This is a genomic window from Streptomyces sp. NPDC019531 (assembly GCF_044903305.1).
GTDB lineage: Bacteria > Actinomycetota > Actinomycetes > Streptomycetales > Streptomycetaceae > Streptomyces.
In genome coordinates this window covers 239,070-264,426 of the sequence record NZ_JBJDQL010000004.1, presented here as the reverse complement: position 1 = coordinate 264,426, position 25,357 = coordinate 239,070, and the positions used below count along the sequence as shown (strand labels likewise).

The following is a 25,357-nucleotide window of genomic DNA, read 5'->3' as shown; positions in this document are numbered from 1 at the left end:
AAGCCCACGGCTCGCGCCCTTGGCTCAAGGCGACGGCTCGCCCCCGCGACTCACCCCCGCGGCGCCAACGCCCCCCACGCCACCGTCACTTCCCCCTGCCGCCACCGCGAAGGCCCGTCCACCACCGGCCAGTCGGCCGTCAGGTCCCGTGCCGTTCGGATCCACCGCTGCCGGGCGCCGTACGACGCGTAGGGCGCGGCGGCCGCCCACGCTCGGTCGAAGTCGCGCAGGAAGGAGTGCACCGGCTCGCCGGGGACGTTGCGGTGGATCAGTGCTTTCGGCAGCCGCTCGGCGAGATCGGAAGGCCGCTCAAGTGACCCCAGCCGGGCCGCGAAGGTGACAGTCCGCGGTCCCTCAGGGCCGAGCGCGACCCACACGTGCCGGCGCCCGATCTCGTCGCAGGTCCCCTCGACGAGCAGCCCGCCACGGGAATCCCCCGAGGCCGGCGCGAGCCGCGCACACAGCCGTTCCCATACACCGGCCACCTCGGCCTCGTCGTACTGGCGCAGCACGTTGGCCGCCCGGACCAGCAGCGGCCGCTGGGGGACCGGGATCTCGAACCCGCCGTGCCGGAAGACGAGCCCCTCGCGTGCGTACGGCTTGGCCGCCGCCACCCGCGCCGGTTCGATCTCGACGCCGACCACGCGCGTGCGTGGGGCCGTCTCGCGGAGCCGGGTGAGCAGCTCGACGGCCGTCCAGGGCGCGGCTCCGTACCCGAGGTCGACGGCGACCGGATCGGCGGCGCGGCGCAGCTCGGCGCCGTGTGTCGCGGCGATCCAGCGGTCCATGCGGCGCAGCCGGTTGGGGTTGGTGGTCCCGCGCGTGATCGTGCCCACCGGGCGGGAGGGGGCGCGGGGCGTCATGCCTACGAGGGTATGCGCCGGGCGGCAGGCCACCGCGTTCCCGACGCACCCCTCCATCGAACGGTTGAGCGATGGCCGGTAATCCTTCGGTAAAAAGCGCCACCGCCGGAATGGGAATGTCGCCCTCCGCTGTTGGACCCCCTTGGAGGGCGCCCCACACCCTCCGCCCGGCATGCCCGCAGCAAGGAGGAGCGCCACGTGAGCCAATACGTCAGCAGGCTCCAGCGTCGTTCCCAGGCCGCACCCCACCGGCTGCGCCTGCACCGCCGCCCGCGCCGCGTCGCCATGCTCTCCGTGCACACCTCACCGCTCCACCAGCCGGGCACCGGCGACGCGGGCGGCATGAACGTCTACATCGTCGAACTCGCCCAGCGCCTCGCCGCGATCAACATCGAGGTCGAGATCTTCACGCGCGCGACGACGGGCGGTCTCCCCCCGACCGTCGAGATGGCCCCCGGCGTCCTGGTCCGCCACATCGACGCCGGCCCCTACGAGGGCCTCAACAAGGAGGACCTCCCCGCCCAGCTGTGCGCCTTCACTCACGGCGTCATGCAGGCCTGGGCCGGCCACCGCCCCGGCTACTACGACCTGGTCCACTCGCACTACTGGCTCTCCGGCCACGTCGGCTGGCTCGCCGCCCAGCGCTGGGGCACCCCCCTGGTGCACGCCATGCACACCATGGCCAAGGTCAAGAACGCCAACCTCGCCGACGGCGACACCCCCGAGCCCGCCGCCCGTGTCATCGGCGAGACCCAGATCGTCGCCGCCGCCGACCGCCTCATCGCGAACACCGCCGAGGAGCGCGAGGAACTCGTACGTCACTACGCCGCCGACCCCGCCAAGGTCGCCATCGTCCACCCCGGCGTGAACCTCGACCGCTTCCGCCCCGCCGACGGCCGCGCCGCCGCCCGGGCCCGCCTCGGCCTCCCCCAGGACGCCCTGATCCCCCTCTTCGCGGGCCGCATCCAGCCTCTGAAGGCCCCGGACATCCTCCTGCGCGCGGTGGCGGTGCTGCTGGACGAGCGCCCCGACCTGCGCTCCCGCCTCCTCGTCCCGGTCGTCGGCGGCCTCAGCGGCAGCGGCCTCGCCAAGCCCGAGGGCCTCCAGAAGCTGGCCTCCCGCCTCGGCATCGCGGATGTCGTACGGTTCCACCCGCCCGTCGGCCAGGAGCAGCTCGCCGACTGGTTCCGGGCCGCGTCCGTGCTGGTCATGCCCTCCTACAGCGAGTCCTTCGGCCTGGTCGCCATAGAGGCCCAGGCGGCAGGCACCCCGGTGCTCGCGGCGGCGGTCGGCGGGCTGCCGGTGGCGGTGGCCGACGAACGGACCGGCTTCCTCGTACGAGGACATGATCCGGCCGCCTACGCGCGCGTGCTGCGCGACTTCGCCGACAACCCGGAGCTCTCGCCCCGCATGGGCGCGGCGGCGGCCCGGCACGCCCAGTCCTTCGGCTGGGACACCGCGGCCGCGGCGACGGCGGACGTGTATGCGGCCGCGGCCCAGTCGTACCGGCGTCACGTACGCTCCCACCATGGCTGACGAACCAAAGGCAGCACAGGTCATCGAGGGGGTCCTGAAGGACGCCGAACTGGAGTGGGAGAGCCCCGCATCCGGCCACTACGTCGTGCAGCTTCCCGGCACCCGCAAGCTGAAGACGACGGTGTCCCTGCTGGTGGGCCGCCACTCCCTGTCGCTGAACGCCTTCGTCATCCGCCACCCCGACGAGAACGAACCCGGCGTCCACCGCTGGCTCCTGGAGCGCAACCTCAAGCTCTACGGCGTGAGTTACGCCGTCGACCGGCTCGGCGACATCTACGTCGCCGGCAAACTCCCCCTGGCCGCCGTCACCGCCGACGAGGTCGACCGCCTCCTCGGCCAGGTCCTGGAGGCGGCCGACGGCAGCTTCAACACCCTGCTGGAGCTGGGTTTCGCCACCGCGATCCGCAAGGAGTACGAGTGGCGGGTGGCCCGGGGCGAGTCCACGCGCAACCTGGACGCGTTCGCGCATCTGACCCAACGCACGCAGGACTGACCCCGGGCTTTTCCGCTGCTCTACGCCTAGTTGGGCGGAAGTGAGTCGGTGGGCTGGGGATCGTTGGTCGGCTCGTGGGTCTCGCCGGGATCCTCGGGCGTGGCCGGCTGGTCCAGCTGGTCCGCGAAGGCCCGTAGCGCGTCGGCGAGTTCCTTCTTGGTGGGCAGCTCGTCGACCTTCTTTTCGAGTTCGGCGATACGGCGGTTGAGCTCCTCCAGCTCGCTCGGCGTGGAGGGTTCGTCCGTCGGTTCGTCGGTCGGTTCGTCGGTGATCGGGGGGTCGTCGGGGGACGTGGAGGTCGGGCTGGGATCGGTGCCACCGGCCGTTCCACCGCTGCCGCCGACCGTGCCGCCGTCGGTTCCGCCCTCGTCCGACGGGAGGGCGGTGGACACGCTCGGCTCGGCGGTGGGCTCGTCGTCCGAGCTCGCGGCGATGGCACCGCCGACACTGACCGCGACCAGGACGGCCGCCCCCGCGACGGCGACGGAGAGACGTCTGAACGGTAAGGACTTCTGTCGGTCATCCATGTTCTGTCTGTCATCCATGCCGCCGACGCTAACCGCCGACGATCACCGGACGGATGCCTTCCGTCGATCTCCTCGCGCTCATCCGGTAGCACCCCGGCGTCACCCCCACCAACCGCTTGAAGTGCCGGGTGAGATGGGCCTGGTCGTGGAAACCGGTGAGCGCGGCGACCTCGGCAGGACCGCTGCCCGCGAGCAGCAGACTCCGGGCCCGGTCGACCCGCCGCGAGGTCAGGTACTGGTGCGGCGCGATGCCGTAGGCGGTACTGAACGCCCGTACGAGATGCGCCGGATGGGCCTGCACCTGTGCCGCGGCCGCCTCCAGCGACAGCCCCTCCACGACCCGCTCGTCGAGGAGTTCGCGCAGGCGGCGGGCGAGGACGGGGTCGAGGCGCGGCGACTCGGCGTACAGCCGCGGCCGTAGCAGAGTCCTCAGTCGGTCGCCGATGAGCGTCAGCCGGCTCTCGGCCTCGAACTCCTCACCGGGCCCGGCCAGCGCCGTGTGCAACTGCCCCACCCGCCGCCGCAGTACCGGATCGCGCAGGTCGGGACCGTCGACGGCGGGTCCGATGAGGTCGTCGCCGAGGTGGGTGTGGTCGAGGTAGAGAACCCGCTTGCGGAAGCCGCCAGGAGTGGCGGGCGAGCCGTTGTGCGGGACGTGCGGCGGCAGCAGGGACACGGTGTCGCCGGGGGTGCCGTGCTCGTGCCGGTCGAGGTCGTACCGTACGGCGCCGTCGTCCACGATGAGCAGCGTCCACGCCTCGTGCACGTGCATCGGATAGGCGTACTCGGTGAAACGGGCGTGGAAGACCTCGGTGACGCCCGGGACGGCGGGGCGCCAGGCGATGACCTCGCGCCGGTTCGTCTCTCTGGCCGCCATGCAAAGAACGTACAAGACGAGGCCGTACGGCGGCCGTCAGTCTCGTCGTATGAACGAGGAACCCATCCGCTTCGACACCAAGATCGCCGTCCTGCTGCGCGAGGACCTGGAGACCTGGCAGCGCCTGAACGTCACCGCGTTCCTGGTCAGCGGCCTGGGCGCACAGGCCCCCGAGGTGATCGGCGAGCCGTACGAGGACGCCGACGGGGTGCCGTACCTGCCGATGTTCCGGCAGCCGGTGCTGGTCTTCGAGGGCACCAAGGAGACCCTGACGACGGCCCACGCGCGCGTGCTGTCCCGTTCGCTCCCGCGCGCGGTCTTCACGAGCGACCTGTTCGCGACGGGCAACGACCGGGACAACCGGGCGGCGGTGCGGGCGGTCGCGACGGCGGAGCTGGACCTGGTGGGGCTCGCGGTGCACGGGCCGCGCAATGCCGTGGACAAGGTGCTCAAGGGCGCGCGGATGCATCCGTGACGGCGGCGGACTTCTCGAGTACGGCGGTGTGGGACCCCTCGTCGGGCAGCCGGCGCATGAGGGCGGCGTACCCCACCGCCGCGACCGTACCGACGACCGCGCACAGCCCCCACAGCCAGGCGGCGCCGTAGCGGTCGATGACGAAGCCGGACATGAGGGGTGCGACGAGCGCGGCGACGGACCACGACAGGGTGTACATGCCCTGATAGCGGCCGCGGCCGTGGGCGGGGGAGAGGCGGACGACGAGCCCGGTCTGGGTGGGCGCGTTGATCATCTCGCCGAGGGTCCACACGCACACGGTGACGGCGAAGAGGCCGACGGACCCGGCGAAGGCGGTGAGCCCGAAGCCGTATCCCGCGAGCAGGGACGACACGACGAGCAGCCGCTGCGGATCCCGGTCCTGGATGAACCGGGTCACCGGGATCTGCAGCGCGACGATCAGCACGCCGTTGAGGGCGATGGCGAGGCCGTAGTCGGCGGGCGTGAATCCGGCCGCGCCCATCGCGACGGGCAGTCCGATGGAACCCTGCTGGAAGATCACGGCGACGAGGAAGGACAGCCCGACGACGCTCATGAACCGTCCGTCGCGCAGGACGGTCCCGAGGCGGACGTCGTCGGTGGCCTTCATGCCGTGCCGCGCCGGGGGCCGTGACTCGGGCAGCTTGAGGAAGACGACGACCGCGCAGACGGCGGTCATCCCGGCCTCGATGAGAAAGCCCGCGAGATAGCTGAACTCGGCGATGAACCCGGCGGCCATGGCGGAGACGGCGAAGCCGAGGTTGATGGCCCAGTAGTTGAGCGAGAAGGCCCGGACCCGGTCCTCGGGCCGCACGATGTCGGCCATCATCGCCTGCACGGCCGGCCGGGAAGCGTTGGAGGTCATGCCGACCAGGAAGGCGACGGCGGCGATGGCGACGGGGTGGTGCATGAAGCCGAGCAGCGCGACGGAGGCGGCGGTCGACGCCTGTGCCACGAGCAGGGTGGGCCGCCGCCCGAGCCGGTCGGTCATGACCCCGCCGCCGATCGACGAGACGACTCCGCCCAGGCCGTGGAGCGAGGCGACGAGACCGGCGTAGGAGGCGGAGTAGCCGCGGTCGAGGGTCAGGTACAGCGCCATGAAGGTGGCGACGAAGGCACCGAGCCGGTTGACGAGGGTGCTGGTCCACAGCCACCAGAACGCGCGGGGGAGCCCGGAGACGGTCTCGTGGGTGGCGCGTCTCAGGGTGGCGAGTGGCATGGACGATCCCCCGTGTATGTAAGCGTCCCAGCTGACGAGCACAACTTACGTAGACGGGCTGACCGCAGGCCACTCAATTAACAGATGCCGTCAACAATCCCGTCAACCGTCCGTCTGTCGAGCGGGCCCTACCCGTACCGAAGGTGTGGATTACGCTCCTACGCATGGCCGACGCACCGTACAAGCTGATCCTCCTCCGCCACGGCGAGAGCGAATGGAACGCGAAGAACCTGTTCACCGGATGGGTGGACGTCAACCTCAACGAGAAGGGCGAGAAGGAGGCAGTCCGCGGCGGCGAACTCCTGAAGGACGCCGACCTCCTCCCCGACGTGGTCCACACGTCCCTCCAGAAGCGCGCGATCCGAACGGCCCAGCTGGCCCTCGAATCCGCCGACCGCCACTGGATCCCGGTCCACCGCTCGTGGCGCCTGAACGAACGCCACTACGGCGCCCTCCAGGGCAAGGACAAGGCGCAGACCCTCGCGGAGTTCGGCGAGGAGCAGTTCATGCTGTGGCGCCGCTCCTACGACACCCCGCCCCCGCCGCTCGCGGACGACTCGGAGTTCTCCCAGTCCTCCGACCCCCGCTACGCGTCGATCCCCCCGGAGCTGCGCCCCCGCACGGAGTGCCTGAAGGACGTCGTCGTCCGCATGCTCCCGTACTGGTACGACGGCATCGTCCCCGACCTTCTCGCCGGCCGCACGGTCCTGGTCGCGGCCCACGGCAACTCCCTCCGCGCCCTGGTCAAGCACCTCGACGGCATCTCGGACGCCGACATCGCGGGCCTGAACATCCCCACGGGCATCCCGCTCGCCTACGAACTCGACGCCGACTTCAAGCCGGTGAACCCGGGCGGCACGTACCTCGACCCCGAGGCGGCCGCGGCGGCCATTGAGGCGGTCAAGAACCAGGGCAAGAAGAAGTAGGTTCCGTGATCATGCCTCCCACCTGCGCTTACGGCGCTGGCGGGAGGCATTTTCATGCGTTGGCACCTCCCTGGAACCTCAGCCCTTGGGATATTGAGGTCGGAGCGCCTTGCCGGCCGGAGGTGGAGTTCTGCCTGTGAGCCCAGATCGCACCGATGAGTTTCCCGCGCCGCGCCGGTCTCTACGCTGGAGACCGACTGACGGAAGGCATGGGGCCATGCGGAAACTGCTCTACGGCATGAACCTGACCCTGGACGGCTACATCGCCGCGCCCGGCGACGACATCGGCTGGGGCGGGCCGAGCGACGAGCTGTTCCAGTGGTGGCTCGACGAGGAGCGGGCGATCGGGCTGTTGATGTACGGGCGCAAGCTGTGGGAGACCATGAGTTCCTACTGGCCGACCGGCGACCAGCAGCCGGGCGCCACCCCGGCGCAGATCGAGTTCGCGCGGAACTGGCGGGACACGCCGAAGGTGGTGTTCTCGTCGACGATCGACAAGGTCGACTGGAACACGCGCCTGGTCACCGGTGACGCGGTCGCGGAGATCACCCGACTCAAGGCCGAGGACGGGGGGCCGATGAGGGTCGGTGGCGCGATGCTCGCCGGGGCGGCCATGCGGGCAGGGCTGATCGACGAGTACGCGACCGTCACCCATCCGGTCCTGGTGGGTGGTGGCACACCGTTCTTCACCGCGCTGGACAGCTGGGTGAACCTGAACCTGGTGGAGACACGGACGTTTCCCGGCGGGGTGGTCCTGAACAGGTACGAGACGAGGCGCTGAGCGCGATTCTTCCGGGACCACCAACAACCACCCAGGCTGGTTTGGGGGCGTGGAGCGCGTCGACGGCACCAGGTCGCTCATGGCAGTGGCCATACCGGTCATCATCCCGGCCGTTCGGGGGACGCGCGCGGCCTCGGGGGCCGTATCCCGCCCTGAGCGGGCATCCCTTGCTGGGACGAAAGGGAGACATGATGCCGCTCTATCTATCGAGGTTCAGCTACACACCGGAGACCTGGGCGAGACTCATCGGCCACCCCGAGGACCGCGCAAAGGCCGCTCAGTCGTACATCGAGTCCGTCGGCGGCAAGCTGCACGGCTTCTGGTACGCGTTCGGCACCCGCGACGGCTACAACTTGTGGGAGGCCCCCGACAACGTCTCCATGGCCGCGGTCGCCCTGGCGATCAACGGAGGCGGCGCACTCAGCTCGTTTGAGACGACCGTTCTCCTGACCATCGACGAAACCATGGATGCCCTGCGCAAAGCCGGGCAAGTCCAATACCGGGCTCCCGGCGCGTAGCGGTCCAGGTGGTCGCGGAAAGCCCCCAACCGGCGGTGTTGTCGCTGGTAGGGGGCGAGGCGTTTCTCGTCGCGTTCCGTGCGGGACGGGACCAGAAGCCGAAGCCCGCACAGCAGGAGCAGTCTCCGTGTCGTGGTCATGAGAAGAAGCCGGCCCAGTACTCGTCGGGACCGCACACGAAGTCGTCAGGGCGGTCCTTCCTCAGTGCCTCGTACCGTGCGCCGAAGACATCCAGCGCCTCTTGGAGCGAGCAGCCCAGGTGTTCGCGGAGTGCGATGAGGCCGAGGATGATCCGTTTGTCGAGGATGTGGTCGTCGGCGATGTCCACCGCGGCACCGTCCGTCATCACTGCTGCTCCTCAGGACCTCGCGCGGAGTCTGTCGTAGCCCACGAAGTCGAAGACGCGTGTGCCCGGTTGGAGTGGGGCGGGGGACGCGTCGTAGCGGTGTACGGCGACCGACTGGACCTGGTCCGCGGGAGTGAGCCACTCGCGGGTGAAGCCGCGCTCCTCGAACCACTCGCAGATCCGGGGGACCCGGTCGGGGGACTTGCGGTGCCGGGTCCAGATGACCCTGCCGCCGGTGCGGCACAGCTGCGTGCACGCCTCGGCCGTGCGCTCGATGTCAGTGTCCGTGATGTTGCCGAACACCCCGCAGAGCAGGACGAGATGGGCCGGGGCCAGGTCGGCGTAGTGGTCGAGGAGGGCGGCGTCCGCGGCGAGCGCCTCGATGCCGGACAGGCCGAAGGCGGTGGCGCTCTCCCTCGCCACGGCCACGTTGGCCGGGTCCAGTTCCACCAGGCGGGCGCGGACATCCGCACGGCGTGGGTGCGCGGGCAGTACGCCCAGCAGGTCACGGCCCTGGCCGGCGCACAGGCTCAGTACCCGCAGCGGACCGGGCGGGGCGGCGTCCAGGGCCAGGCGGATTCGGTCCTGGACCGACCGAAGGCGCTGGGCCAGCGGTGACTCGGGGGCGTCGTAACGGTCGTGCCACTTCTCCCAGTCCATGCGCGGACCCTACGGTCGGTCCGGACGCCGCTCCAACCGATATTCGCGAGACCGGGTCAGACCGTCAGCGGCACCTCGTGGATCTCGTCCGCCTTGTGGCCCGTCCGTTCGTGGATGCGCTGGACCGCCTCGGCCGAGGGCGCCTCGGAGAGGCAGTAGACGGTTCCCGACTCGGGGTCCGCCCAGGCGCGCTCGAAGTGCACGCCCTCTTCCTTCTCTATCGCGAGGTCGGCCTGGTGGGCCTCCATGAGCTGGTCGGCCGTGATGCCCTGCATCCCGTGGTGTACGTCCATGTACCGCGACATCGCCCGCACCTCCTGTTCTTCGGACTGCTTCAGGCTCCTTCGAGCTCCTTCCATGCTGCGCTTCCCGCCCTGTCGCGGCGACACGACGAAGGGCCCCGGTGCCGACACCGGAGCCCTTCACTGCCGTACGCCACTCAGCCGCACTGACACGGGTTGCCCGACTGGCACCCGCACCCGCAGCCGCACGCGCCGATGACCGTCAGGGTCCTGACCGGGGCGGGCCGCTCGGTCCGGCGTTCCTTCGTGGGGTCGGGCTGGGGAGTGCTGGGGGATTCGGCCATGGGTCCTCCTTGAGGCGAGGGCCCGAACGCCCCGACTGTCGGATCAGGCCCGATACCCATTGCACGTCCGCTCCACTGAGCGCATCAACGGCGCACTGTGGCTCGCACGCGCCCCGAACAGACCCGAAGGCGCCGGATCAGGCGCTCTCCACCCCTGTCACCGGCTGGATGTCCTGCTGGAGCTCGTCCGCGTGCTCGCCCGTCACCAGGTACACCACGCGCTTGGCCACCGACACCGCGTGGTCGGCGAACCGCTCGTAGTAGCGGCCGAGCAACGTCACGTCGACCGCCGTCTCGATGCCGTGCTTCCACTTGTCGTCCAGCAGGTGCTGGAAGAGCGTGCGGTGCAGCAGGTCCATCTCGTCGTCGTCCGACTCCAGCTGGAGCGCCAGGTCGACGTCCTTGGTGATGATGACCTCCGCCGCCTTGGCCATCAGGCGCTGCGCGAGCTGGCCCATCTCCAGGATGGTCGCGTGCAGGTCGTGGGGGATGGCCTTCTCGGGGAAACGGAGGCGGGCGAGCTTCGCCACGTGCTGGGCGAGGTCGCCGGAGCGCTCCAGGTCGGCCGACATCCGCAGGGAGGTGACGACGATACGGAGGTCCGTCGCCACCGGCTGCTGCCGGGCGAGGAGCGCTATCGCCCGGGCCTCCAGGTCGTGCTGGAGGTCGTCCACCTTCTGGTCGGCCTCGATCACGCTTTCGGCCAGCTTCAGGTCGGAGTCGAGGATGGCCGTCGTGGCGCGTCCGATCGCCGAGCCGACCAGCCGGGCCATCTCCACCAGACCGTCGCCGATCGAATCAAGTTCCTCGTGGTACGCGTCCCGCATCAGGGTTCCCTCTCGTACGTCGTTCCTGTGGGTTCCAGGGGCCAAAACCGGCCGCGAAACCGGTGCTGCGTACCCCACGCTCCCACGTTCGGCCTCGTACGCGTCCGTTTCCGACCTCCCAAATGAACCAATACTGGCTCCAAGGTGAACTCTGGGCGACGAGTGTTCGAGCTCCCACTCGGACGGCTGTGGCCAGGACGGATCCCATGCCTAACCTGGAGGCATGGACGTGAACGCGGCGGTCGCCGCAGCGGCAGCGATCGCCGGTGTGCTCACCGGTGTCATCGCCATGCTGGCGTTCCGCTGGAGCGAGCGGGAGCAGAAGCGCCCCACCCGCACCTCCCTGCACACGGACCCGGTGCTTCCGCCGGGCGTGGACACCGTCCTCTCCGTGCTCCGCTCCTCGGCCGTCGTCCTCGACGAGGCCGACGCCGTCGTCAAGGCGAGCTCCGCCGCGTACGCCCTCGGGCTGGTCCGCGGCGGCAAGCTCTCCGTGGAGCCCATGCTCCAGATGGCCCGGGACACCAGGAGGGACGGGGAGATACGCCAGGTCGAGCTGGACCTTCCGAGGCGGGGGACCGGACGTGGCGAGGCCCTCGCGGTCTCGGCGCGCGTCGCGCCCCTCGGCTCCCGGCTGGTGCTGCTGCTGGTGGAGGACCTCACCGAGGCCCGGCGGATAGAAGCGGTACGACGCGACTTCGTCGCGAACGTCAGCCATGAGCTCAAGACCCCCGTCGGCGCGCTCTCCCTGCTGTCCGAGGCCGTCATGGACGCCTCCGACGACCCGGAGGCGGTGGAACGCTTCGCCGGCCGTATGCAGATCGAGGCCACCCGCCTGACCAGTCTGGTCCAGGAGCTCATCGACCTCTCCCGGGTGCAGAACGACGACCCGCTGGAGGACGCCGAACCCGTCCGTGTCGACGAGCTCGTCGCCGAGGCCATGGACCGCTGCCGTCACCAGGCCGGCACCAAGCAGATCACCATGGCGGCGGCCGGCGCGGCCGAACTGCGTGTCTGGGGCAACCGCGGCCAGCTCGCCGCCGCCCTCGGCAACCTCGTCGAGAACGCCGTCAACTACTCGCCCGCCCGCACCCGCGTCGGCATAGCCGCCCGCAGGGTGTCCGCGCCGGGCGGCGACCACATCGAGGTGGCCGTCACCGACCAGGGAATCGGCATCTCCGACAAGGACAAGGAGCGCATCTTCGAGCGCTTCTACCGCGTCGACCCGGCCCGCTCCCGCCAGACTGGCGGCACGGGCCTCGGTCTCGCGATCGTCAAGCACGTGGCCGCCTCGCACGGCGGGGAGGTCACGGTGTGGAGCTCGGAGGGACAGGGCTCCACTTTCACCCTCAGGCTGCCGGAGGCGGGCGCGGCCCGCGACCGCGCGCTCCAGCACCCCGACCTCGACGACGAGGACGGGTCCACTCCCGAGTCGACTTCTTACGACCCGCTTCCCGCCCCGGAGGTCCTTCCGTGACCCGAGTGCTCGTCGTCGAGGACGAGGAGTCCTTCTCCGACGCCCTGTCGTACATGCTCCGCAAAGAGGGCTTCGAGGTCGCCATCGCGACCACGGGCCCCGACGGACTCGACGAGTTCGAGCGCAACGGCGCCGACCTCGTCCTCCTCGACCTGATGCTGCCGGGCCTGCCCGGCACCGAGGTGTGCCGACAGCTGCGCGGCCGCTCCAACGTCCCCGTCATCATGGTGACCGCCAAGGACAGCGAGATCGACAAGGTGGTCGGCCTGGAAATAGGAGCCGATGACTATGTCACCAAGCCGTTCTCCTCGCGCGAGCTGGTCGCCCGTATCCGCGCCGTCCTGCGCCGCCGCGGCGAGCCCGAGGAGGTCACCCCGGCGGCCCTGGAGGCCGGTCCGGTCCGCATGGACGTGGACCGCCACGTGGTCACGGTCTCCGGCTCCAAGGTCGACCTGCCCCTCAAGGAGTTCGACCTGCTGGAGATGCTGCTGCGCAACGCGGGCCGCGTCCTGACCCGCATGCAGCTCATCGACCGCGTCTGGGGTGCCGACTACGTCGGCGACACCAAGACCCTCGACGTCCACGTCAAGCGCCTGCGCGCCAAAATCGAGCCGGACCCGGGCGCGCCTCGGTACCTGGTGACGGTGCGAGGCCTCGGGTACAAGTTCGAGCCGTAAACAACAGTTGCCGTAAGCCGAAGGGCGGGACCTCCTGAGAGGTCCCGCCCTTCGTGTCGTACGACGGTGTCGTACGGACGCTCAGTGGCCCGCGGCCGACTCGCTCGCCGTCGCGCTCGCGGAGGCCGCGTCGCCAGGCGTGGTGGAGCCGCTCGGCGTGGTGGAGCCGCTCGGGCTGCCCGAGGTGGACGGCTTGGCCGTCTCCGCCGGTACCGAGGGCATCGCGGTCGGGCCCCACTTGGTGAAGTAGCTGTCGGCCGGGACCACGAAGGCCTGCAGGCTCACGTCTCCGGTCGTGCTGAAGGTGAAGGTGACCTTCTGGGCGTTGCCGTTCTTGACGCTTTCGCCGAGGTCGTTCACCGCGGCGGAGGCGTTGCCCTGGCCGCCGAGGATGACGGAGCCGTGGGCCGGGACGGTCACCTTGCCCTTGCCCTTGGCGGCCGTGATCTCGGCGCTCCCACCGTCCGCGATGGTCACGGAGTCCAGCGTCTGGGCGGTGTCGCCGCTGTTGAAGAGGGTGGCGGAGATCACCGCCGGGCCCTTGGTCTCACCGGAGGCCTCGGTGGAGGGCTGGGTGATGACCACCACGTTCTGGAGCTTGATGTCGCCGACGCTGGTCTCCGCGTTGTCCGGCTTGACCTCCAGCGTCTGGGCTGTGGTGCCGGCCGCGCACGCGGAGAGCGCGGCGACCGAGAACGCGAGGGAGGCGGCGGCGAGGGCGCCGCGTCGAAGGCTGCTGCTCACGGCGGCGGCAACTCCTTGACTTGAGCGGGGCGGCCCGTAAAGCCGCGCTAAGTGTCTGTCAGCGGGCTTAGGTTACCGAGCCGTTCCACCCGGTCCGCACCCGACCCTCCCCAAGGGGCGTGTCACTCCCGTTCACCCCGTCCACAAGTGACTCGTGAGTCACTTGCACTCCGCACTCCGGCGCTCGTCCTGCATTCACATAAGAGCCTTCGGCATCCAGTAGCAAAACTTCCGTGAAGGAATGCGCGATCGCCCCCGGAATTGATCACCGTCTGATCCGGTGGCCCCGCGTGATCAATTCCGGATTCGACGCGGAACCGACTCCGGACGCCGAACGGAGTAGCGGAAGTCGCACACTTGGAACCGGACATTTGTGGATGTTAGCCCGCCTGGCGGGGCCTCCGGATGCGTGTACCGTACGCGTTTCACCTCCCCCGGAGAGCCGCTCCGACCTGCGAATACCTTCTTCCGCTCGGCCTCCGCAGCACGTTCCTGTTGCAGTTGTCAAGCCCCGAGATATGCCCTGACCTGCGAAAACGCCATTCAGAACCCGCAGTTTCCGTGTTACCCTGGATAGCCACGGAAGGGGTACCTGTCACATGACGTTCAAGGTTGGCGACACCGTGGTCTATCCCCATCACGGGGCCGCGCTGATCGAGGCTATCGAAACTCGCCAGATCAAAGGCGTGGACAAGACCTACTTGGTGCTGAAGGTCGCCCAGGGTGACCTGACGGTACGTGTGCCAGCGGACAATGCGGAGTTCGTCGGCGTGCGTGATGTGGTCGGTCAGGACGGGCTGGACCGGGTCTTCGAGGTGCTGCGCGCGCCGTACGCCGAGGAGCCCACAAACTGGTCCCGTCGTTACAAGGCAAACCTGGAGAAGCTCGCCTCCGGCGATGTCATCAAGGTCGCGGAAGTCGTGCGTGACCTGTGGCGTCGTGAGCGCGAGCGCGGACTCTCCGCAGGTGAGAAGCGCATGCTCGCCAAGGCTCGACAGATCCTGGTGAGTGAGCTCGCTCTCGCGGAGAACACCAACGAAGACAAGGCCGAGGCCCTGCTCGACGAGGTCCTCGCGTCCTGACGACGCACGCTGCCGCCAGGTTCGGCTCAGCACATTGAGATGCCGCGGTGCCCGATGACGTATTTCTGTCGCCGGGCGCTGCGGCATGTTCGTACCCGAACACCGTACGACGGGACGGGTCCCCGATACTTGGCGTGCCGGGCCCGGGCAGCAGGCTCGACCGGTGTCACGGAAGGGTCCGGTCAAGGCGTCGCGCCCGGCACGCTGTCTCCGTACCCACGTTGGCCGAGCACACAAACCTGACAGGAACCGATGTCTGACGTTTCGCGCCCTTCGACCGCCGAAGCACGTGCCGAAGCCCGTACCGCGGTGGTGATTCCGGCCGCCGGAAAGGGCGTACGCCTCGGTCCGGGCGCCCCCAAAGCGCTACGCGCGCTGAACGGCACCCCCATGCTGATCCACGCGGTCCGCGCGATGGCCGCGTCCCGTGCCGTCTCCCTGGTCGTCGTCGTGGCCCCGCCCGACGGCGCCGGCGAGGTCAAGTCGCTCCTCGACGCGCACGCGCTGCCCGAGCGGACCGACTTCGTCGTCGTCCCGGGCGGCGACTCCCGCCAGGAGTCGGTGAGGCTCGGCCTGGAGGCGCTCCCGCCCGACTTCGGCATCGTCCTGGTCCATGACGCGGCCCGCCCGCTCGTCCCGGTCGACACCGTCGACGCGGTCATTGAGGCCGTACGGACGGGAGCACCCGCGGTCGTCCCCGCGCTGCCCCTCGCGGACACGGTCAAGGAGGTCGAGCCCGCTCAGGTCTCCGGCGAGCCCGAGCCGGTCGTGGCCACCCCGGCCCGCGCGCGCCTCCGTGCCGTACAGACCCCGCAGGGCTTCGACCGGGCCACCCTGGTCCGCGCCCACGACTCGGTCACCGAGGACGTCACCGACGACGCGAGCATGGTCGAGCAGCTGGGGCTGACGGTCGTGGTCGTGCCCGGCCACGAGGAGGCCTTCAAGGTGACCCGCCCGCTGGACCTGGTCCTCGCGGAGGCGGTCCTGGCCCGCAGGAGGCTCAACGATGGCTTCTGAGTTCGTGTTGCCGCAGGTCGGCATCGGCACCGACATCCACGCCTTCGAGGAGGGCCGCGAGCTGTGGTGCGCGGGCCTGAAGTGGGAGGGCGAGGGGCCCGGCCTGGCCGGCCACTCCGACGCGGACGTCGTCGCCCACGCCGCGTGCAACGCACTCTTCTCCGCCGCCGGACTCGGTGACCTCGGCCGGCACTTCGGCACCGGGCGCCCCGAGTGGTCGGGTGCATCCGGGGTCACCTTGCTGACGGAGGCGGCCCGGATCGTCCGCGAGGCGGGGTTCGTCATCGGCAACGTCGCCGTGCAGGTCGTAGGACCGCGGCCGAAGATCGGAAAACGCCGGGACGAGGCCCAGAAGCTTCTGTCGGAGGCGGCTGGAGCTCCGGTCTCGGTGTCGGGAGCCACCACCGACGGGCTCGGCTTCCCCGGCCGGGACGAAGGGCTGATGGCGGTGGCGACGGCGCTGGTGGCACGCAGGGTCTGAGCCGTCCTGGCGCGCGGAGTCTGAGATGTCGCGGACGGGTGCAATGCACGGGGGATCGCCCACTACCCTGGACCCGTGACCATTCGCCTGTACGACACCAGCGCCCGGCAGATCCGTGACTTCGCCCCCCTCACACAGGGCTGTGTCTCGATCTACCTCTGCGGCGCCACCGTGCAGGCCGCCCCGCACATCGGCCACATCCGCTCCGGCCTGAACTTCGACATCATGCGCCGCTGGTTCGAGTACCGCGGCTACGACGTCACGTTCATCCGCAACGTCACGGACATCGACGACAAGATCATCACGAAGTCCCGCGACCAGGGCCGCCCCTGGTGGTCCATCGGCTACGACAACGAGCGCGCGTTCAACGACGGCTACGACGCCCTCGGCTGCCTGCCGCCGACGTACGAACCGCGGGCCACCGGGCACGTCCCCGAGATGATCGAGATGATGCGCGGGCTCATCGAACGGGGCCACGCCTATGAGGCCGAGGGCAACGTCTACTTCGACGTGAAGTCCTTCCCGGAGTACCTCCAGCTCTCCAACCAGGAGCTGGACAACCTCCTGCAGCCCGCCTCCGACGGCGAGACCGGCAAGCGGGACCCGCGGGACTTCGCGCTCTGGAAGGCGACCAAGCCCGGCGAGCCCGACTGGGAGACCCCGTGGGGCCGCGGCCGCCCCGGCTGGCACCTGGAGTGCTCGGCCATGGCGCACAAATACCTCGGCACCGCCTTCGACATCCACGGCGGCGGCCTGGACCTGATCTTCCCGCACCACGAGAACGAGATCGCCCAGGCCAAGGCCTACGGCGACGAGTTCGCGCGGTACTGGGTGCACAACGCCTGGGTCACCATGAGCGGCGAGAAGATGTCCAAGTCGCTCGGGAACTCCGTCCTCGTCTCCGAGATGGTCAAGCAGTGGCGCCCGATCGTGCTGCGCTACTACCTCGGCACCCCGCACTACCGCTCGATGATCGAGTACAGCGAGGACGCCCTGCGCGAGGCCGAGTCGGCGTTCGCGCGGATCGAGGGCTTCGTGCAGCGAGTCACCGAAAAAGCAGGGAAGGCCGGGGACGTGGAGCCGGCGGCCGAGGTGCCGCCCGCCTTCGCCGAGGCCATGGACGACGACCTGGGCGTCCCGCAGGCGCTCGCCATCGTGCACACCACCGTCCGGCAGGGCAACAGCGCCCTCGCGGCCGACGACAAGGAAGCCGCGGTGGCCCGCCTCGCCGAGGTGCGCGCCATGCTCGGCGTCCTCGGCCTAGACCCGCTCGACCCGCACTGGGCAGGCGAAGCCGATCGCGGCGACGATCTGCACGGCGTCGTCGACAGCCTCGTACGCCTGGTCCTCGACCAGCGCGAGGCGGCCCGCGGCCGCAAGGACTGGGCCACGGCGGACGCCATCCGCGACCAGCTCGGCCAGGCCGGACTGACCATCGAGGACGGTCCGCAGGGGCCGCGCTGGACACTGGGTCCCCGTTAGTTCCCGGTCCTCTTTTTCTTGATCGATTGTGCCGCCCGGCCATCCGGGCGGCACACTGCATGTACGTACGACGATTTTCAGCGACGTAGAGACTCACGTAGACGGGTAGGTCATGGCAGCCAACAACCGCCGCATGTCCGGCAAGAAGGGCGCGCAGGTCGGCAGCGGCGGCCAGCGACGCAGGGGCCTGGAGGGCAAGGGCCCGACCCCGCCCGCCGAGATGCGCAAGGGCCACAAGAAGAACCGAATCGCCAACGCCAAGTCGAAGCAGGCCGTACGGCGTCCCGCGCCGCGCGGCCGGGGCGGCAAGGGCACCTCGGAGATGGTCGTCGGCCGCAACCCCGTCGTCGAGGCGCTGCGCGAGGGCGTGCCCGCGGTGACGCTCTACGTCCAGCAGTTCATCGACAACGACGAGCGGGTCCGCGAGGCTCTCCAGCTCGTCGCCGACCGGGGCGGCGTCCACCTCATGGAGGCCCCCCGACCCGAGCTGGACCGTATGACCAACGGGCTCAACCACCAGGGCTTGGTCCTCCAGGTCCCGCCGTACGAGTACGCGCACCCCGAGGACCTCGCCGCTGCCGCCTACGACGACGGCGAGGACCCGCTGATCGTCGCCCTCGACGGCGTCACCGACCCCCGCAACCTCGGCGCGGTCGTCCGCTCGGTCTCCGCCTTCGGCGGCCACGGCGTCGTCGTACCGGAGCGGCGCGCGGCCGGCATGACGGCGGGCGCCTGGAAGACCTCCGCAGGCACCGCCGCCCGTACGCCGGTCGCCCGTGCCACGAACCTCACCCGCGCCCTGGAGGGGTACAAGAAGGCCGGCATCGTGGTCGTCGGCCTCGCCGCCGACGGTGAGCACGAGATCGGCGACCTGGAGGCCCTCGGCGGCCCCGTCGCCATCGTCGTCGGCAGCGAGGGCAAGGGTCTGTCGCGACTGGTCGGCGAGACCTGCGACTACCGGGTACGGATCCCGATGCCGGGTGGTGCGGAGTCCCTGAACGCCGGTGTGGCGGCGGGGATCGTGCTGTACGAGGCGGCTCGTCGGCGGGCCTGAACGACTGTTCGGCGCGGTCACTCACACGGGGTGTTCCCGGCGTACGGGACAACCTTGACGGGGTCCGGACAGATCCGCCCAGTCAAAGCAGTGTCCTAACCACACGTCACTCGGTTAGATGAGTGTGGACACCAGAACACCCCGCACACCCACGGGGGGCCGCTCGTCGGGATTCGATTCCGGGTTCGATGACGCTCCCGCGCTGAGCATGGTGAAGGTGCCGAGCGATCCGGCGCAGATCATCGTCAACCACGCCAGCTTCCGCGTGCAGTTGGGCGCGTCGACGCGGCGCGTTGCCCAATCCCCGCGGACCGCACGGCGCTTGATCGCCGCCGAGGACACCGCCCGGATGCCGGCCGCCGGCGCCGCGGGGCGCCGTCGCCCCGTCGTATGGAGCGGCAAGTCAGCCCCCGACGACACCGGCGCCCACCGCCTGCTCCAGGCCGTGCGGGGCGGCAGCGTCGGCCACGGCGAGCCCCCCGCCGTCGACGCCGGAGCCACCCAGGTCATCCCCCGCATCGACGTCGACCACGGCTACCGGGCCGACTACGACGACGAGTTGGCCCAGACCATGCAGACGCCGCTCGTCGGCGCCCAGCGCAGCTACGACAGCGACAGCACCCGACTCCTGCCGCCCATGCCGACAGTTGGCAGCACCGACGACGAACCCGCCTACGCGCACGCGGACTTCGAGGACACCGGCGCCGACCGCCCCCTGCGGCGGCAGGGCGACGAGCCCGCGCGGCACGCGTACTACCCGGGCCGCCGGATGAACCTCGGCGTCGTCCTCCTCCCGCTCCGGATCTTCCTCGGCTTCATCTCCATCTACGCCGGCATGGGCAAGCTGTGCGACCCCGTCTACTTCGACGGCGGCAAGCGCGGCTCCATGGTCAAGTGGCTCAACACCCTGCACCCGTGGGAAGTGGCCGAACCACTGCGCCAGTTCGCCCTCCAGCACCCCGTCGGCTCCGGCCTCGTCATCGCCTTCCTCCAGGTCATCGTGGGCGTCCTCACGGTCCTGGGCTGCTGGCAACGGGTCGGCGCGGTCGTCGGCGCCGGCCTCTCCGCCGCGCTCCTCGTCACCGTCAGCTGGAAGAGCGTCCCCGCCTACGACACCCCCGACATCATCTACCTCGCCGCCTGGTCCCCGCTGATCATCGCCGGCGCCCCCGTCTACTCCATCGACGGCCGCCTCGCGGGCAGCGCCTGGCGCCGCCTCGGACCCCGCTCCGACATCTGGGAACTGCGCCGTTACGTCCTGCGCCGCGGCGCCCTCATCACCGCGATCGTGATGGGTCTGACGCTGCTGATCGGCTCGGTGCTCGGCGGAGCCGTCCGGGACGCCGACCGGGTGATCGTCCCCGGCCCCGGCGAGGCCCCGCGCAACGAACTGCCGGGTTCCCCGCTCCCGCAGGACTCCGCCAAGGCCCGCAAGAAGAGCCCGTCGGCGTCCACCGCACCCAGCCAGGGCGCGACCACAGGCCCGTCCGTCGGCACCTCGGCCACCCCGGGCGCCACCGGCGACATCGGCGCCAGCACCGGCGGCTCACCCAGCCAGACCCAGGGCACTACGGGCCAGACCTCACCCCAGCAGTCCTCCCCGGTCCAGCAGGCCCCCAGCACCACCTCGGGCCCGACCGGCGGCACCAGCACCTCCGGCGGTTCAACAGGCGGCTCCGGCACCGGGGGTTCCTCCTCCGGCGAACCGGGCCTGGTCGGCGGCCTGTTGGGGTAGGCGGGCCGGTGGGCGACGCACTGGGCAACCCCACCGGCTGAGAGACACCGCCCACGCAGAGAGAAGGTCCCGCACAGAGGATTGTGCGGGACCTTCTTGGCGCAGAGGGGGCTGTAGTGCTGTCAGGGGCGCGGGGCCTTATCAATGTGCGGCTCCGCCGCGCGGGCGCGACCAGCCACAGCGGACCCGCACCCTGAACACCACCGTCACCGCCCCAACGCGGCCAGCTCCTTCGCGGCCTCGGTCAGATCCTTCGCCGTGTCGATGGCCCGCCAGTACGCCCCCTGAGGAATCGGGAACCCAGCAAGCCGCAGCTCACGCGCCAACGTGGGGAACGTAGTCCGCTCATGATCCCCCCGCTCCGGCAGCAACGCGGCGAACGCGGGCGAGAACACATACACACCGGCGTTGATCTCGAACGTCGACGGCGGCGCCTCGATGAAGTCCGTGATGTGTCCGAACCCGTCGGTCTGCACGGCCCCCCAGGGAATCCGCGGCCGCGCCAACGCGAGCGTAGCCATCGCGTCCCGCTCGGTGTGGAAGTCCGCCATGTCACGCAGCGAGAACCGGGTCCAGATGTCACCGTTCGTCGCGTACCACGCCTGGTCCGGGTGCGGCAGATGCGCGGCCGCGTACTTGAGACCGCCGCCCCGTCCGAGCGGCTCCGTCTCGATGACGGTCTGGACGCGCACCGGGAGGTCGGCCGTCTTCAGCCAGTCCTGGAGCACCTCGGCGAGATGCCCACAGCTGACGACGACGTCCGTCACGCCTTCCTCGGCGAGCCATACAAGCTGATGGCCGATGATCGGAGTCCCCGTACCGGGGATCTCGACCATCGGCTTGGGCCGGTCGTCGGTATAGGGACGCAGCCGGGAACCCTGGCCGCCGGCCAGGATCACGGCCTGGGTGGGGCGGGACGCGGCGTTCGGATCGGTCATGACCGAAACTGTACGACGCGTCCCTTTCCCGACCTCGGTCGGCGCCCCTTCTCGTGAGGTCAGCCGTGCGCGGCCGCCACACCCGTCGCGAAGGACGTGTCGCAGACGGGGCGGGCATACGACTGCGCGCGCGTGGGGCCGTACACACGGACCGCTGCGCGGCCCAGGGCCCTCGCGAGGGAAACGCAGTGCCTGGCGAGCGACGGGCGGTCGTTCACCGCCTCCTGGAGGTGGGTGAGGGCGATGCCAGGGTCCTTCTCCTGGAGCTCGGTCATGAGCTGCCCCCGCAGGACGTCCTGCGGGGCGAGGGGCGCGCTGCGGGGCTTGCCGTCGGAGACCGTGGCGTCCGACGCGGTGAGCACCGAGGAGGTCGAGGGATCCCCGGACCAGTTGACTCGGGTGACCGCGAGGGTCCCGGAGAGCACCAGGACGACGGGCAGGACAAGGGCGAGGGAGCGGCCGATCCGGCGGGCGGGGCCCCGGCCGCGTCGCGTCTGTTGGCTAGTGGAGTGCTTCACGCGTGTGAGGGTAGCGCGTGGTAATTATTTGGCGACATTTAGTCACCGGTTCGGGGGACGAGGTAGTGCCTTTTGTGGGTAGGGCGTTGACGCACACTGCTCGAAATGACCGGTGTGCCGGGGTATTTGTCGACACCGTCCGAGCATGTCCCAGGCGCGAGAAGGGCCCCGCAGAGCATCTGCGGGGCCCTTCTCATGAACCTGGGTGATTCGCTGCTGTTCGTCCTCAGTCGGTGAGGCGCTCGCCCGTGGAGGTCGAGAACACGTGGGTCTCGCCCGGCCGCGGCACGACGTGCAGCGTGGCGCCCTTCTCCGGGACCGCGCGGCCGCTGACGCGGACGACCAGGTCCTTCAGCTCGTCGCCGACCTTGGCGGAGCCGTAGACGTAGCCGTCGGCGCCGAGCTCCTCGACGACGTTCACGGAGACCGCGAGGCCGGCCGGGGCGTCCTCGGTCGCCTTCGACAGCGCGGTCGCGGCGGCGCCGCCCTGCTCGACGATGTCGAAGTGCTCGGGGCGGACACCGACGGTCACCGTGGTGTCACCCTTGTCGGAGGCCGCCTTGAGGGCCTCACGGTTGACGGGCACCACGCTGTTGCCGAACTTCACACCGCCGTCGGTGATCGGGACCTCGACGAGGTTCATCGCCGGGGAGCCGATGAAGCCGGCGACGAAGAGGTTCGCCGGGCGGTCGTACATGTTGCGCGGGGAGTCGACCTGCTGGAGCAGACCGTCCTTGAGTACGGCCACCCGGTCGCCCATCGTCATGGCCTCGACCTGGTCGTGGGTGACGTAGACGGTGGTGATGCCGAGACGGCGCTGCAGCGAGGCGATCTGCGTACGGGTGGAGACACGGAGCTTGGCGTCCAGGTTGGACAGCGGCTCGTCCATGAGGAAGACCTGGGGCTCACGCACGATGGCGCGACCCATGGCCACACGCTGGCGCTGACCACCGGAGAGGGCCTTCGGCTTGCGGTCCAGGTACTCGGTGAGGTCGAGGATCTTCGCGGCCTCCTCGACCTTCTGCCGGATCTCCGCCTTGTTGATGCCGGCGATCTTGAGCGCGAAGCCCATGTTGTCGGCGACCGACATGTGCGGGTACAGCGCGTAGTTCTGGAACACCATGGCGATGTCCCGGTCCTTCGGCGGCAGGTGCGTGACGTCGCGGTCACCGATGCGGATGGCGCCGCCGTTGACGTCCTCCAGCCCCGCCAGCATGCGGAGCGAGGTGGACTTGCCACAGCCGGAGGGGCCGACCAGGACGAGGAACTCGCCGTCCTCGATGTGGATGTCGAGACCGTCGACGGCGGGCTTCGTGGAACCCGGGTAAATGCGGGTCGCCTTGTCGAACGAAACAGTGGCCATGGCTCAGAGGCCCCCTTCTACCGGCAGGAACGTGCCGGACGATCCGTTGTAGGAAGGTGGTGGTGTAGTCCACACAGATGGACTGGGTCAGGACGGTACCTGGCGTTCAGGCGTATGTCAGTACCTGAAGGACTGTGAACTTCGCGGAAATTTTCGAGCGGGGCAGAGCATCGCGCTTTTGACCTCGCCTCTTGACTTCCTGCTTCATCGCCTGCTGCCGACCGCACACAGCCCTGGTGAGCTGTGCCCGACCGGTCTTGCACGGGCTCCACAGGCCTTCCGGCCGACGGCCCATCGGTCCGTACTGCACCAGCCGTCCATGCGGCCAGCAAACGCAGACCTTCGTCTCGGAGGTTCACGGCGGCATTCACGTCACGATCGTGCGGGGGGCCGCACTCGGCACATGTCCACTGTCGAACCGAGACGTCCATCCTCGGCCCTGTGGCGTGGCAGCTGGAGCACCGCCGAGTGGGTGGGAAGAAGCGGTCGATGACGTCCAGCGTGCGGCCGTACCACTCGCACTTGTAGCGCAACTGCCGAAGCAGCTCGCCCCACGAGGCATAGAGCCGTGCGAGCTTCTCCCGGACGTTCTCCCGATTCCTCGAACCCCGCACCTTCGTGCGCAGCTCCCGCTGCAACCGCGCCAACTTCTCCGCGTACCGCTTCAACAACCGTGGGTGATCGAACTTCGTCCCGTCATCCAGGATGACCAGCGACGCCAGACCGACATCCACCCCAACCACCTTCGGCTCCCGCATCCCCGGGGCGAACACCATGGGCAGAGGCGCTATCCGCTCCTCCACCAACACGGCCACGAAGTACCGGCCCGCCCGATCCCGCGTCACCGACAACCGCACCGGCACATCCCCGGCAGGCAACGCCCGAGACCACCGGATGTCCAACGGCCCCGACTGCTTGGCCAACGTGATCAGCCCGGTCCCTGGCCGCTCCGGATCCTCCACCCACCTGAACCCCGTACGCACCTAGGTCGCCGTATCGCGCGATCGACCCTTCTTCTTCCGCCTCGGATACCTGGCCTCACCCCTGAAGAAACGGCCGTACGCCTGATCCAGATGGCGCAGAGACTGCTGAAGCACCGTCGAGGACACGTCCCTCAACCACGCAACTGCCGAGACCGCTCCTCGGTCGGGTAGAAGCGGAACCGGTACAGCCGGTGATGCGTGTCGGGCGCCTTGGCGTGGGACTTCAAGGGAGTCCCTTTGCGCGTGTGGTGCTTGCGACGATCGCCGATGCCGAGAACGTCAGGCTTGATGCGCTCGGCCTCCGTCTCCGCCATGGCCCCTCCCTGACGATCTGATCTTCGGAGCAGCACGTCAGCTCGATCAACGAACGGGTGCGCGGATGGTTACGCGCGGTTTTGGGATCGAGTGAGGGCGGAACTGCGTGGCTCGGGGCCAGGAGCTCTGTGTACAGTGGTGCAGCCTCCGCGTACGGCGTTGTAGTGCGCGTTGCCGCCTTAGCTCAGTTGGTAGAGCGCCGGCTTTGTAACCCGAAGGTCGTCGGTTCGATTCCGACAGGCGGCTCAACAAAAGCCCAGGCCAGGAGTTCTCCGGCCTGGGTTTCGCATGTTCTCCGGGGATGACGCGTCACGAGAGTGCTTGCGTGAGTGGCGGACTCGTTGACCTCTTGTCCTCGCGGCCTCGGCCACGTCGACGGCCAGACCGAAGCCCTCCTCCACATCACCCACGCCCGTGCCTTCGCCGCCGTCGGTGAGAGGCCCGCAGCGGCACGCACCTTCGCGGCCCCGCCGCCAGCACCTTCGGCGGGCACACCGCCCGCACGCTCACCGACCTCGCCGACCACGTCGGCACCGAACAGCAGCACCGAGACGCCCTGATCCGCTGGGACCCCAAGAAGTACGCGCGTCCACGCCCTCACCTACGCCGGCCTCGGCGACAGCCTCGCCGTGCAGGCCCATGCCGACGAGGCCGTCGCCGCTTGGTCCCAGGCCCTGACGCTTTTGGTCCCAGGCCCTGACGCTTATAGAGGGCATGACTTCCGACCGCGCCCGCAAGGCGATCACCTCGCTCCGCTCCACCCTCGCCATGGACGAGCGCCGCAAGTGTCCGGAGCCGCCGAACTCGCCCGCCGTGCACGCGAAACACTGGCCTAAGCT

29 protein-coding genes, 1 tRNA gene and 1 pseudogene are annotated in these 25,357 nt (G+C 69.8%); 17 read left to right on the top strand and 14 right to left on the bottom strand.

Going from position 1 to position 25,357, the window contains the following annotated elements; translation table 11 throughout:
* Window positions 1-50: 50 nt before the first annotated feature.
* Window positions 51-863 (bottom strand): class I SAM-dependent methyltransferase, encoded by an 813-nt coding sequence (locus tag ACI2L1_RS07475; RefSeq protein ID WP_404738356.1) that lies wholly within the window; start codon window positions 861-863, stop codon window positions 51-53.
* A 198-nt stretch (window positions 864-1,061) separates the two neighbouring features.
* Here ACI2L1_RS07475 and mshA point away from each other — a divergent pair, with 198 nt between their 5' ends.
* Together mshA and ACI2L1_RS07465 are read left to right on the top strand one after the other, a co-directional pair.
* The gene (gene mshA, locus ACI2L1_RS07470) at window positions 1,062-2,399 is read left to right on the top strand and encodes a D-inositol-3-phosphate glycosyltransferase (RefSeq protein WP_404738355.1); all 1,338 of its coding nucleotides are present in this window, start codon (window positions 1,062-1,064) and stop codon (window positions 2,397-2,399) included.
* A complete protein-coding gene (locus tag ACI2L1_RS07465) occupies window positions 2,392-2,892 on the top strand; it encodes a YbjN domain-containing protein (protein ID WP_404738354.1) in 501 nt (166 codons plus the stop codon). Before mshA ends, ACI2L1_RS07465 begins: the two co-directional genes overlap by 8 nt.
* A gap of 26 nt (window positions 2,893-2,918) precedes the next feature.
* Here the strand turns inward: ACI2L1_RS07465 and ACI2L1_RS07460 are convergent, their stop codons facing one another.
* Both ACI2L1_RS07460 and ACI2L1_RS07455 read right to left on the bottom strand, forming a co-directional pair.
* Entirely contained in the window at window positions 2,919-3,437 is a 519-nt protein-coding gene (locus ACI2L1_RS07460) for a hypothetical protein (RefSeq protein ID WP_404738353.1), read from the bottom strand.
* A 10-nt stretch (window positions 3,438-3,447) separates the two neighbouring features.
* A complete protein-coding gene (locus ACI2L1_RS07455; protein WP_404738352.1) occupies window positions 3,448-4,296 on the bottom strand; it encodes an AraC family transcriptional regulator in 849 nt (282 codons plus the stop codon).
* Between the two features lie 49 nt (window positions 4,297-4,345).
* Between ACI2L1_RS07455 and ACI2L1_RS07450 the strand changes: the two genes are divergently transcribed.
* Window positions 4,346-4,771 (top strand): DUF2000 family protein, encoded by a 426-nt coding sequence (locus ACI2L1_RS07450; protein WP_404738351.1) that lies wholly within the window; start codon window positions 4,346-4,348, stop codon window positions 4,769-4,771.
* Here the strand turns inward: ACI2L1_RS07450 and ACI2L1_RS07445 are convergent.
* The gene (locus ACI2L1_RS07445) at window positions 4,746-6,008 is read right to left on the bottom strand and encodes an MDR family MFS transporter (RefSeq protein WP_404738350.1); all 1,263 of its coding nucleotides are present in this window, start codon (window positions 6,006-6,008) and stop codon (window positions 4,746-4,748) included. The genes ACI2L1_RS07450 and ACI2L1_RS07445 overlap by 26 nt on opposite strands.
* Before the next feature lie 164 nt (window positions 6,009-6,172).
* On the opposite strand from ACI2L1_RS07445, the gene ACI2L1_RS07440 reads away from it, so the two are divergent.
* From ACI2L1_RS07440 to ACI2L1_RS07430, 3 genes are all read left to right on the top strand, one after another.
* Window positions 6,173-6,934, top strand: coding sequence for a phosphoglyceromutase (locus ACI2L1_RS07440; RefSeq protein WP_404738349.1), 762 nt, complete (start codon window positions 6,173-6,175; stop codon window positions 6,932-6,934).
* 217 nt (window positions 6,935-7,151) lie between these two features.
* Window positions 7,152-7,715, top strand: coding sequence for a dihydrofolate reductase family protein (locus ACI2L1_RS07435; protein ID WP_404738348.1), 564 nt, complete (start codon window positions 7,152-7,154; stop codon window positions 7,713-7,715).
* A gap of 191 nt (window positions 7,716-7,906) precedes the next feature.
* Entirely contained in the window at window positions 7,907-8,233 is a 327-nt protein-coding gene (locus tag ACI2L1_RS07430; protein ID WP_404738347.1) for a GYD domain-containing protein, read from the top strand.
* A 136-nt stretch (window positions 8,234-8,369) separates the two neighbouring features.
* Here the strand turns inward: ACI2L1_RS07430 and ACI2L1_RS07425 are convergent, their stop codons facing one another.
* From ACI2L1_RS07425 to phoU, 4 genes are all read right to left on the bottom strand, one after another.
* Window positions 8,370-8,579, bottom strand: a complete 210-nt coding sequence (locus ACI2L1_RS07425; protein WP_404738346.1) for a hypothetical protein — start codon at window positions 8,577-8,579, stop codon at window positions 8,370-8,372.
* A gap of 12 nt (window positions 8,580-8,591) precedes the next feature.
* Window positions 8,592-9,239, bottom strand: coding sequence for an SAM-dependent methyltransferase (locus tag ACI2L1_RS07420; protein WP_404738345.1), 648 nt, complete (start codon window positions 9,237-9,239; stop codon window positions 8,592-8,594).
* Window positions 9,240-9,295: 56 nt separating this feature from the next.
* A complete protein-coding gene (locus ACI2L1_RS07415; RefSeq protein WP_404738455.1) occupies window positions 9,296-9,544 on the bottom strand; it encodes an SCO4226 family nickel-binding protein in 249 nt (82 codons plus the stop codon).
* 418 nt (window positions 9,545-9,962) lie between these two features.
* Window positions 9,963-10,652 (bottom strand): phosphate signaling complex protein PhoU, encoded by a 690-nt coding sequence (gene phoU / locus ACI2L1_RS07410; protein ID WP_404738344.1) that lies wholly within the window; start codon window positions 10,650-10,652, stop codon window positions 9,963-9,965.
* Window positions 10,653-10,875: 223 nt separating this feature from the next.
* On the opposite strand from phoU, the gene ACI2L1_RS07405 reads away from it, so the two are divergent.
* Both ACI2L1_RS07405 and ACI2L1_RS07400 read left to right on the top strand, forming a co-directional pair.
* Window positions 10,876-12,129, top strand: coding sequence for a sensor histidine kinase (locus ACI2L1_RS07405; RefSeq protein WP_404738343.1), 1,254 nt, complete (start codon window positions 10,876-10,878; stop codon window positions 12,127-12,129).
* Window positions 12,126-12,806, top strand: coding sequence for a response regulator transcription factor (locus tag ACI2L1_RS07400; RefSeq protein WP_009340348.1), 681 nt, complete (start codon window positions 12,126-12,128; stop codon window positions 12,804-12,806). Before ACI2L1_RS07405 ends, ACI2L1_RS07400 begins: the two co-directional genes overlap by 4 nt.
* A gap of 81 nt (window positions 12,807-12,887) precedes the next feature.
* On the opposite strand, the gene ACI2L1_RS07395 is transcribed toward ACI2L1_RS07400, so the two are convergent.
* Entirely contained in the window at window positions 12,888-13,550 is a 663-nt protein-coding gene (locus tag ACI2L1_RS07395) for a DUF461 domain-containing protein (protein ID WP_404738342.1), read from the bottom strand.
* A gap of 599 nt (window positions 13,551-14,149) precedes the next feature.
* Between ACI2L1_RS07395 and ACI2L1_RS07390 the strand changes: the two genes are divergently transcribed.
* From ACI2L1_RS07390 to ACI2L1_RS07365, 6 genes are all read left to right on the top strand, one after another.
* Window positions 14,150-14,632, top strand: a complete 483-nt coding sequence (locus tag ACI2L1_RS07390; RefSeq protein ID WP_003953493.1) for a CarD family transcriptional regulator — start codon at window positions 14,150-14,152, stop codon at window positions 14,630-14,632.
* Window positions 14,633-14,884: 252 nt separating this feature from the next.
* On the top strand, window positions 14,885-15,649 hold the full coding sequence (gene ispD, locus ACI2L1_RS07385) for a 2-C-methyl-D-erythritol 4-phosphate cytidylyltransferase (RefSeq protein WP_404738341.1): 765 nt from the start codon (window positions 14,885-14,887) through the stop codon (window positions 15,647-15,649).
* Window positions 15,639-16,130: a 2-C-methyl-D-erythritol 2,4-cyclodiphosphate synthase gene (ispF, locus tag ACI2L1_RS07380; protein ID WP_404738340.1), complete on the top strand. Its 492-nt coding sequence runs from the start codon at window positions 15,639-15,641 to the stop codon at window positions 16,128-16,130. The genes ispD and ispF overlap by 11 nt, the downstream gene beginning before the upstream one ends.
* Before the next feature lie 75 nt (window positions 16,131-16,205).
* Entirely contained in the window at window positions 16,206-17,612 is a 1,407-nt protein-coding gene (gene cysS / locus ACI2L1_RS07375; protein ID WP_404738339.1) for a cysteine--tRNA ligase, read from the top strand.
* A gap of 112 nt (window positions 17,613-17,724) precedes the next feature.
* Window positions 17,725-18,666 carry a 23S rRNA (guanosine(2251)-2'-O)-methyltransferase RlmB gene (rlmB, locus tag ACI2L1_RS07370; protein WP_404738338.1) on the top strand — a complete coding sequence of 314 codons (942 nt, stop codon included), beginning with the start codon at window positions 17,725-17,727 and terminating at the stop codon, window positions 18,664-18,666.
* Window positions 18,667-18,784: 118 nt separating this feature from the next.
* A complete protein-coding gene (locus ACI2L1_RS07365; RefSeq protein WP_404738337.1) occupies window positions 18,785-20,401 on the top strand; it encodes a DoxX family membrane protein in 1,617 nt (538 codons plus the stop codon).
* A gap of 206 nt (window positions 20,402-20,607) precedes the next feature.
* Here the strand turns inward: ACI2L1_RS07365 and ACI2L1_RS07360 are convergent, their stop codons facing one another.
* The 4 genes from ACI2L1_RS07360 to ACI2L1_RS07345 form a co-directional block, all read right to left on the bottom strand.
* Window positions 20,608-21,339 (bottom strand): NDP-sugar synthase, encoded by a 732-nt coding sequence (locus ACI2L1_RS07360; protein WP_404738336.1) that lies wholly within the window; start codon window positions 21,337-21,339, stop codon window positions 20,608-20,610.
* A 59-nt stretch (window positions 21,340-21,398) separates the two neighbouring features.
* A complete protein-coding gene (locus ACI2L1_RS07355; RefSeq protein WP_404738335.1) occupies window positions 21,399-21,857 on the bottom strand; it encodes a hypothetical protein in 459 nt (152 codons plus the stop codon).
* Window positions 21,858-22,083: 226 nt separating this feature from the next.
* Window positions 22,084-23,220, bottom strand: a complete 1,137-nt coding sequence (locus ACI2L1_RS07350; RefSeq protein WP_404738334.1) for an ABC transporter ATP-binding protein — start codon at window positions 23,218-23,220, stop codon at window positions 22,084-22,086.
* Between the two features lie 17 nt (window positions 23,221-23,237).
* Window positions 23,238-23,978 (bottom strand): RNA-guided endonuclease InsQ/TnpB family protein, encoded by a 741-nt coding sequence (locus ACI2L1_RS07345; RefSeq protein ID WP_404738454.1) that lies wholly within the window; start codon window positions 23,976-23,978, stop codon window positions 23,238-23,240.
* A gap of 16 nt (window positions 23,979-23,994) precedes the next feature.
* Between ACI2L1_RS07345 and ACI2L1_RS07340 the strand changes: the two genes are divergently transcribed.
* Window positions 23,995-24,207, top strand: coding sequence for a hypothetical protein (locus ACI2L1_RS07340; RefSeq protein ID WP_404738461.1), 213 nt, complete (start codon window positions 23,995-23,997; stop codon window positions 24,205-24,207).
* 127 nt (window positions 24,208-24,334) lie between these two features.
* Here ACI2L1_RS07340 and ACI2L1_RS07335 read toward each other — a convergent pair whose 3' ends face one another.
* Window positions 24,335-24,517 (bottom strand): hypothetical protein, encoded by a 183-nt coding sequence (locus ACI2L1_RS07335; RefSeq protein WP_404738333.1) that lies wholly within the window; start codon window positions 24,515-24,517, stop codon window positions 24,335-24,337.
* A 174-nt stretch (window positions 24,518-24,691) separates the two neighbouring features.
* On the opposite strand from ACI2L1_RS07335, the gene ACI2L1_RS07330 reads away from it, so the two are divergent.
* Window positions 24,692-24,764, top strand: a tRNA-Thr gene (locus ACI2L1_RS07330).
* A 113-nt stretch (window positions 24,765-24,877) separates the two neighbouring features.
* Window positions 24,878-25,354, top strand: a pseudogene (locus tag ACI2L1_RS07325) (tetratricopeptide repeat protein); the annotation flags it as partial.
* Window positions 25,355-25,357 lie beyond the last annotated feature (3 nt).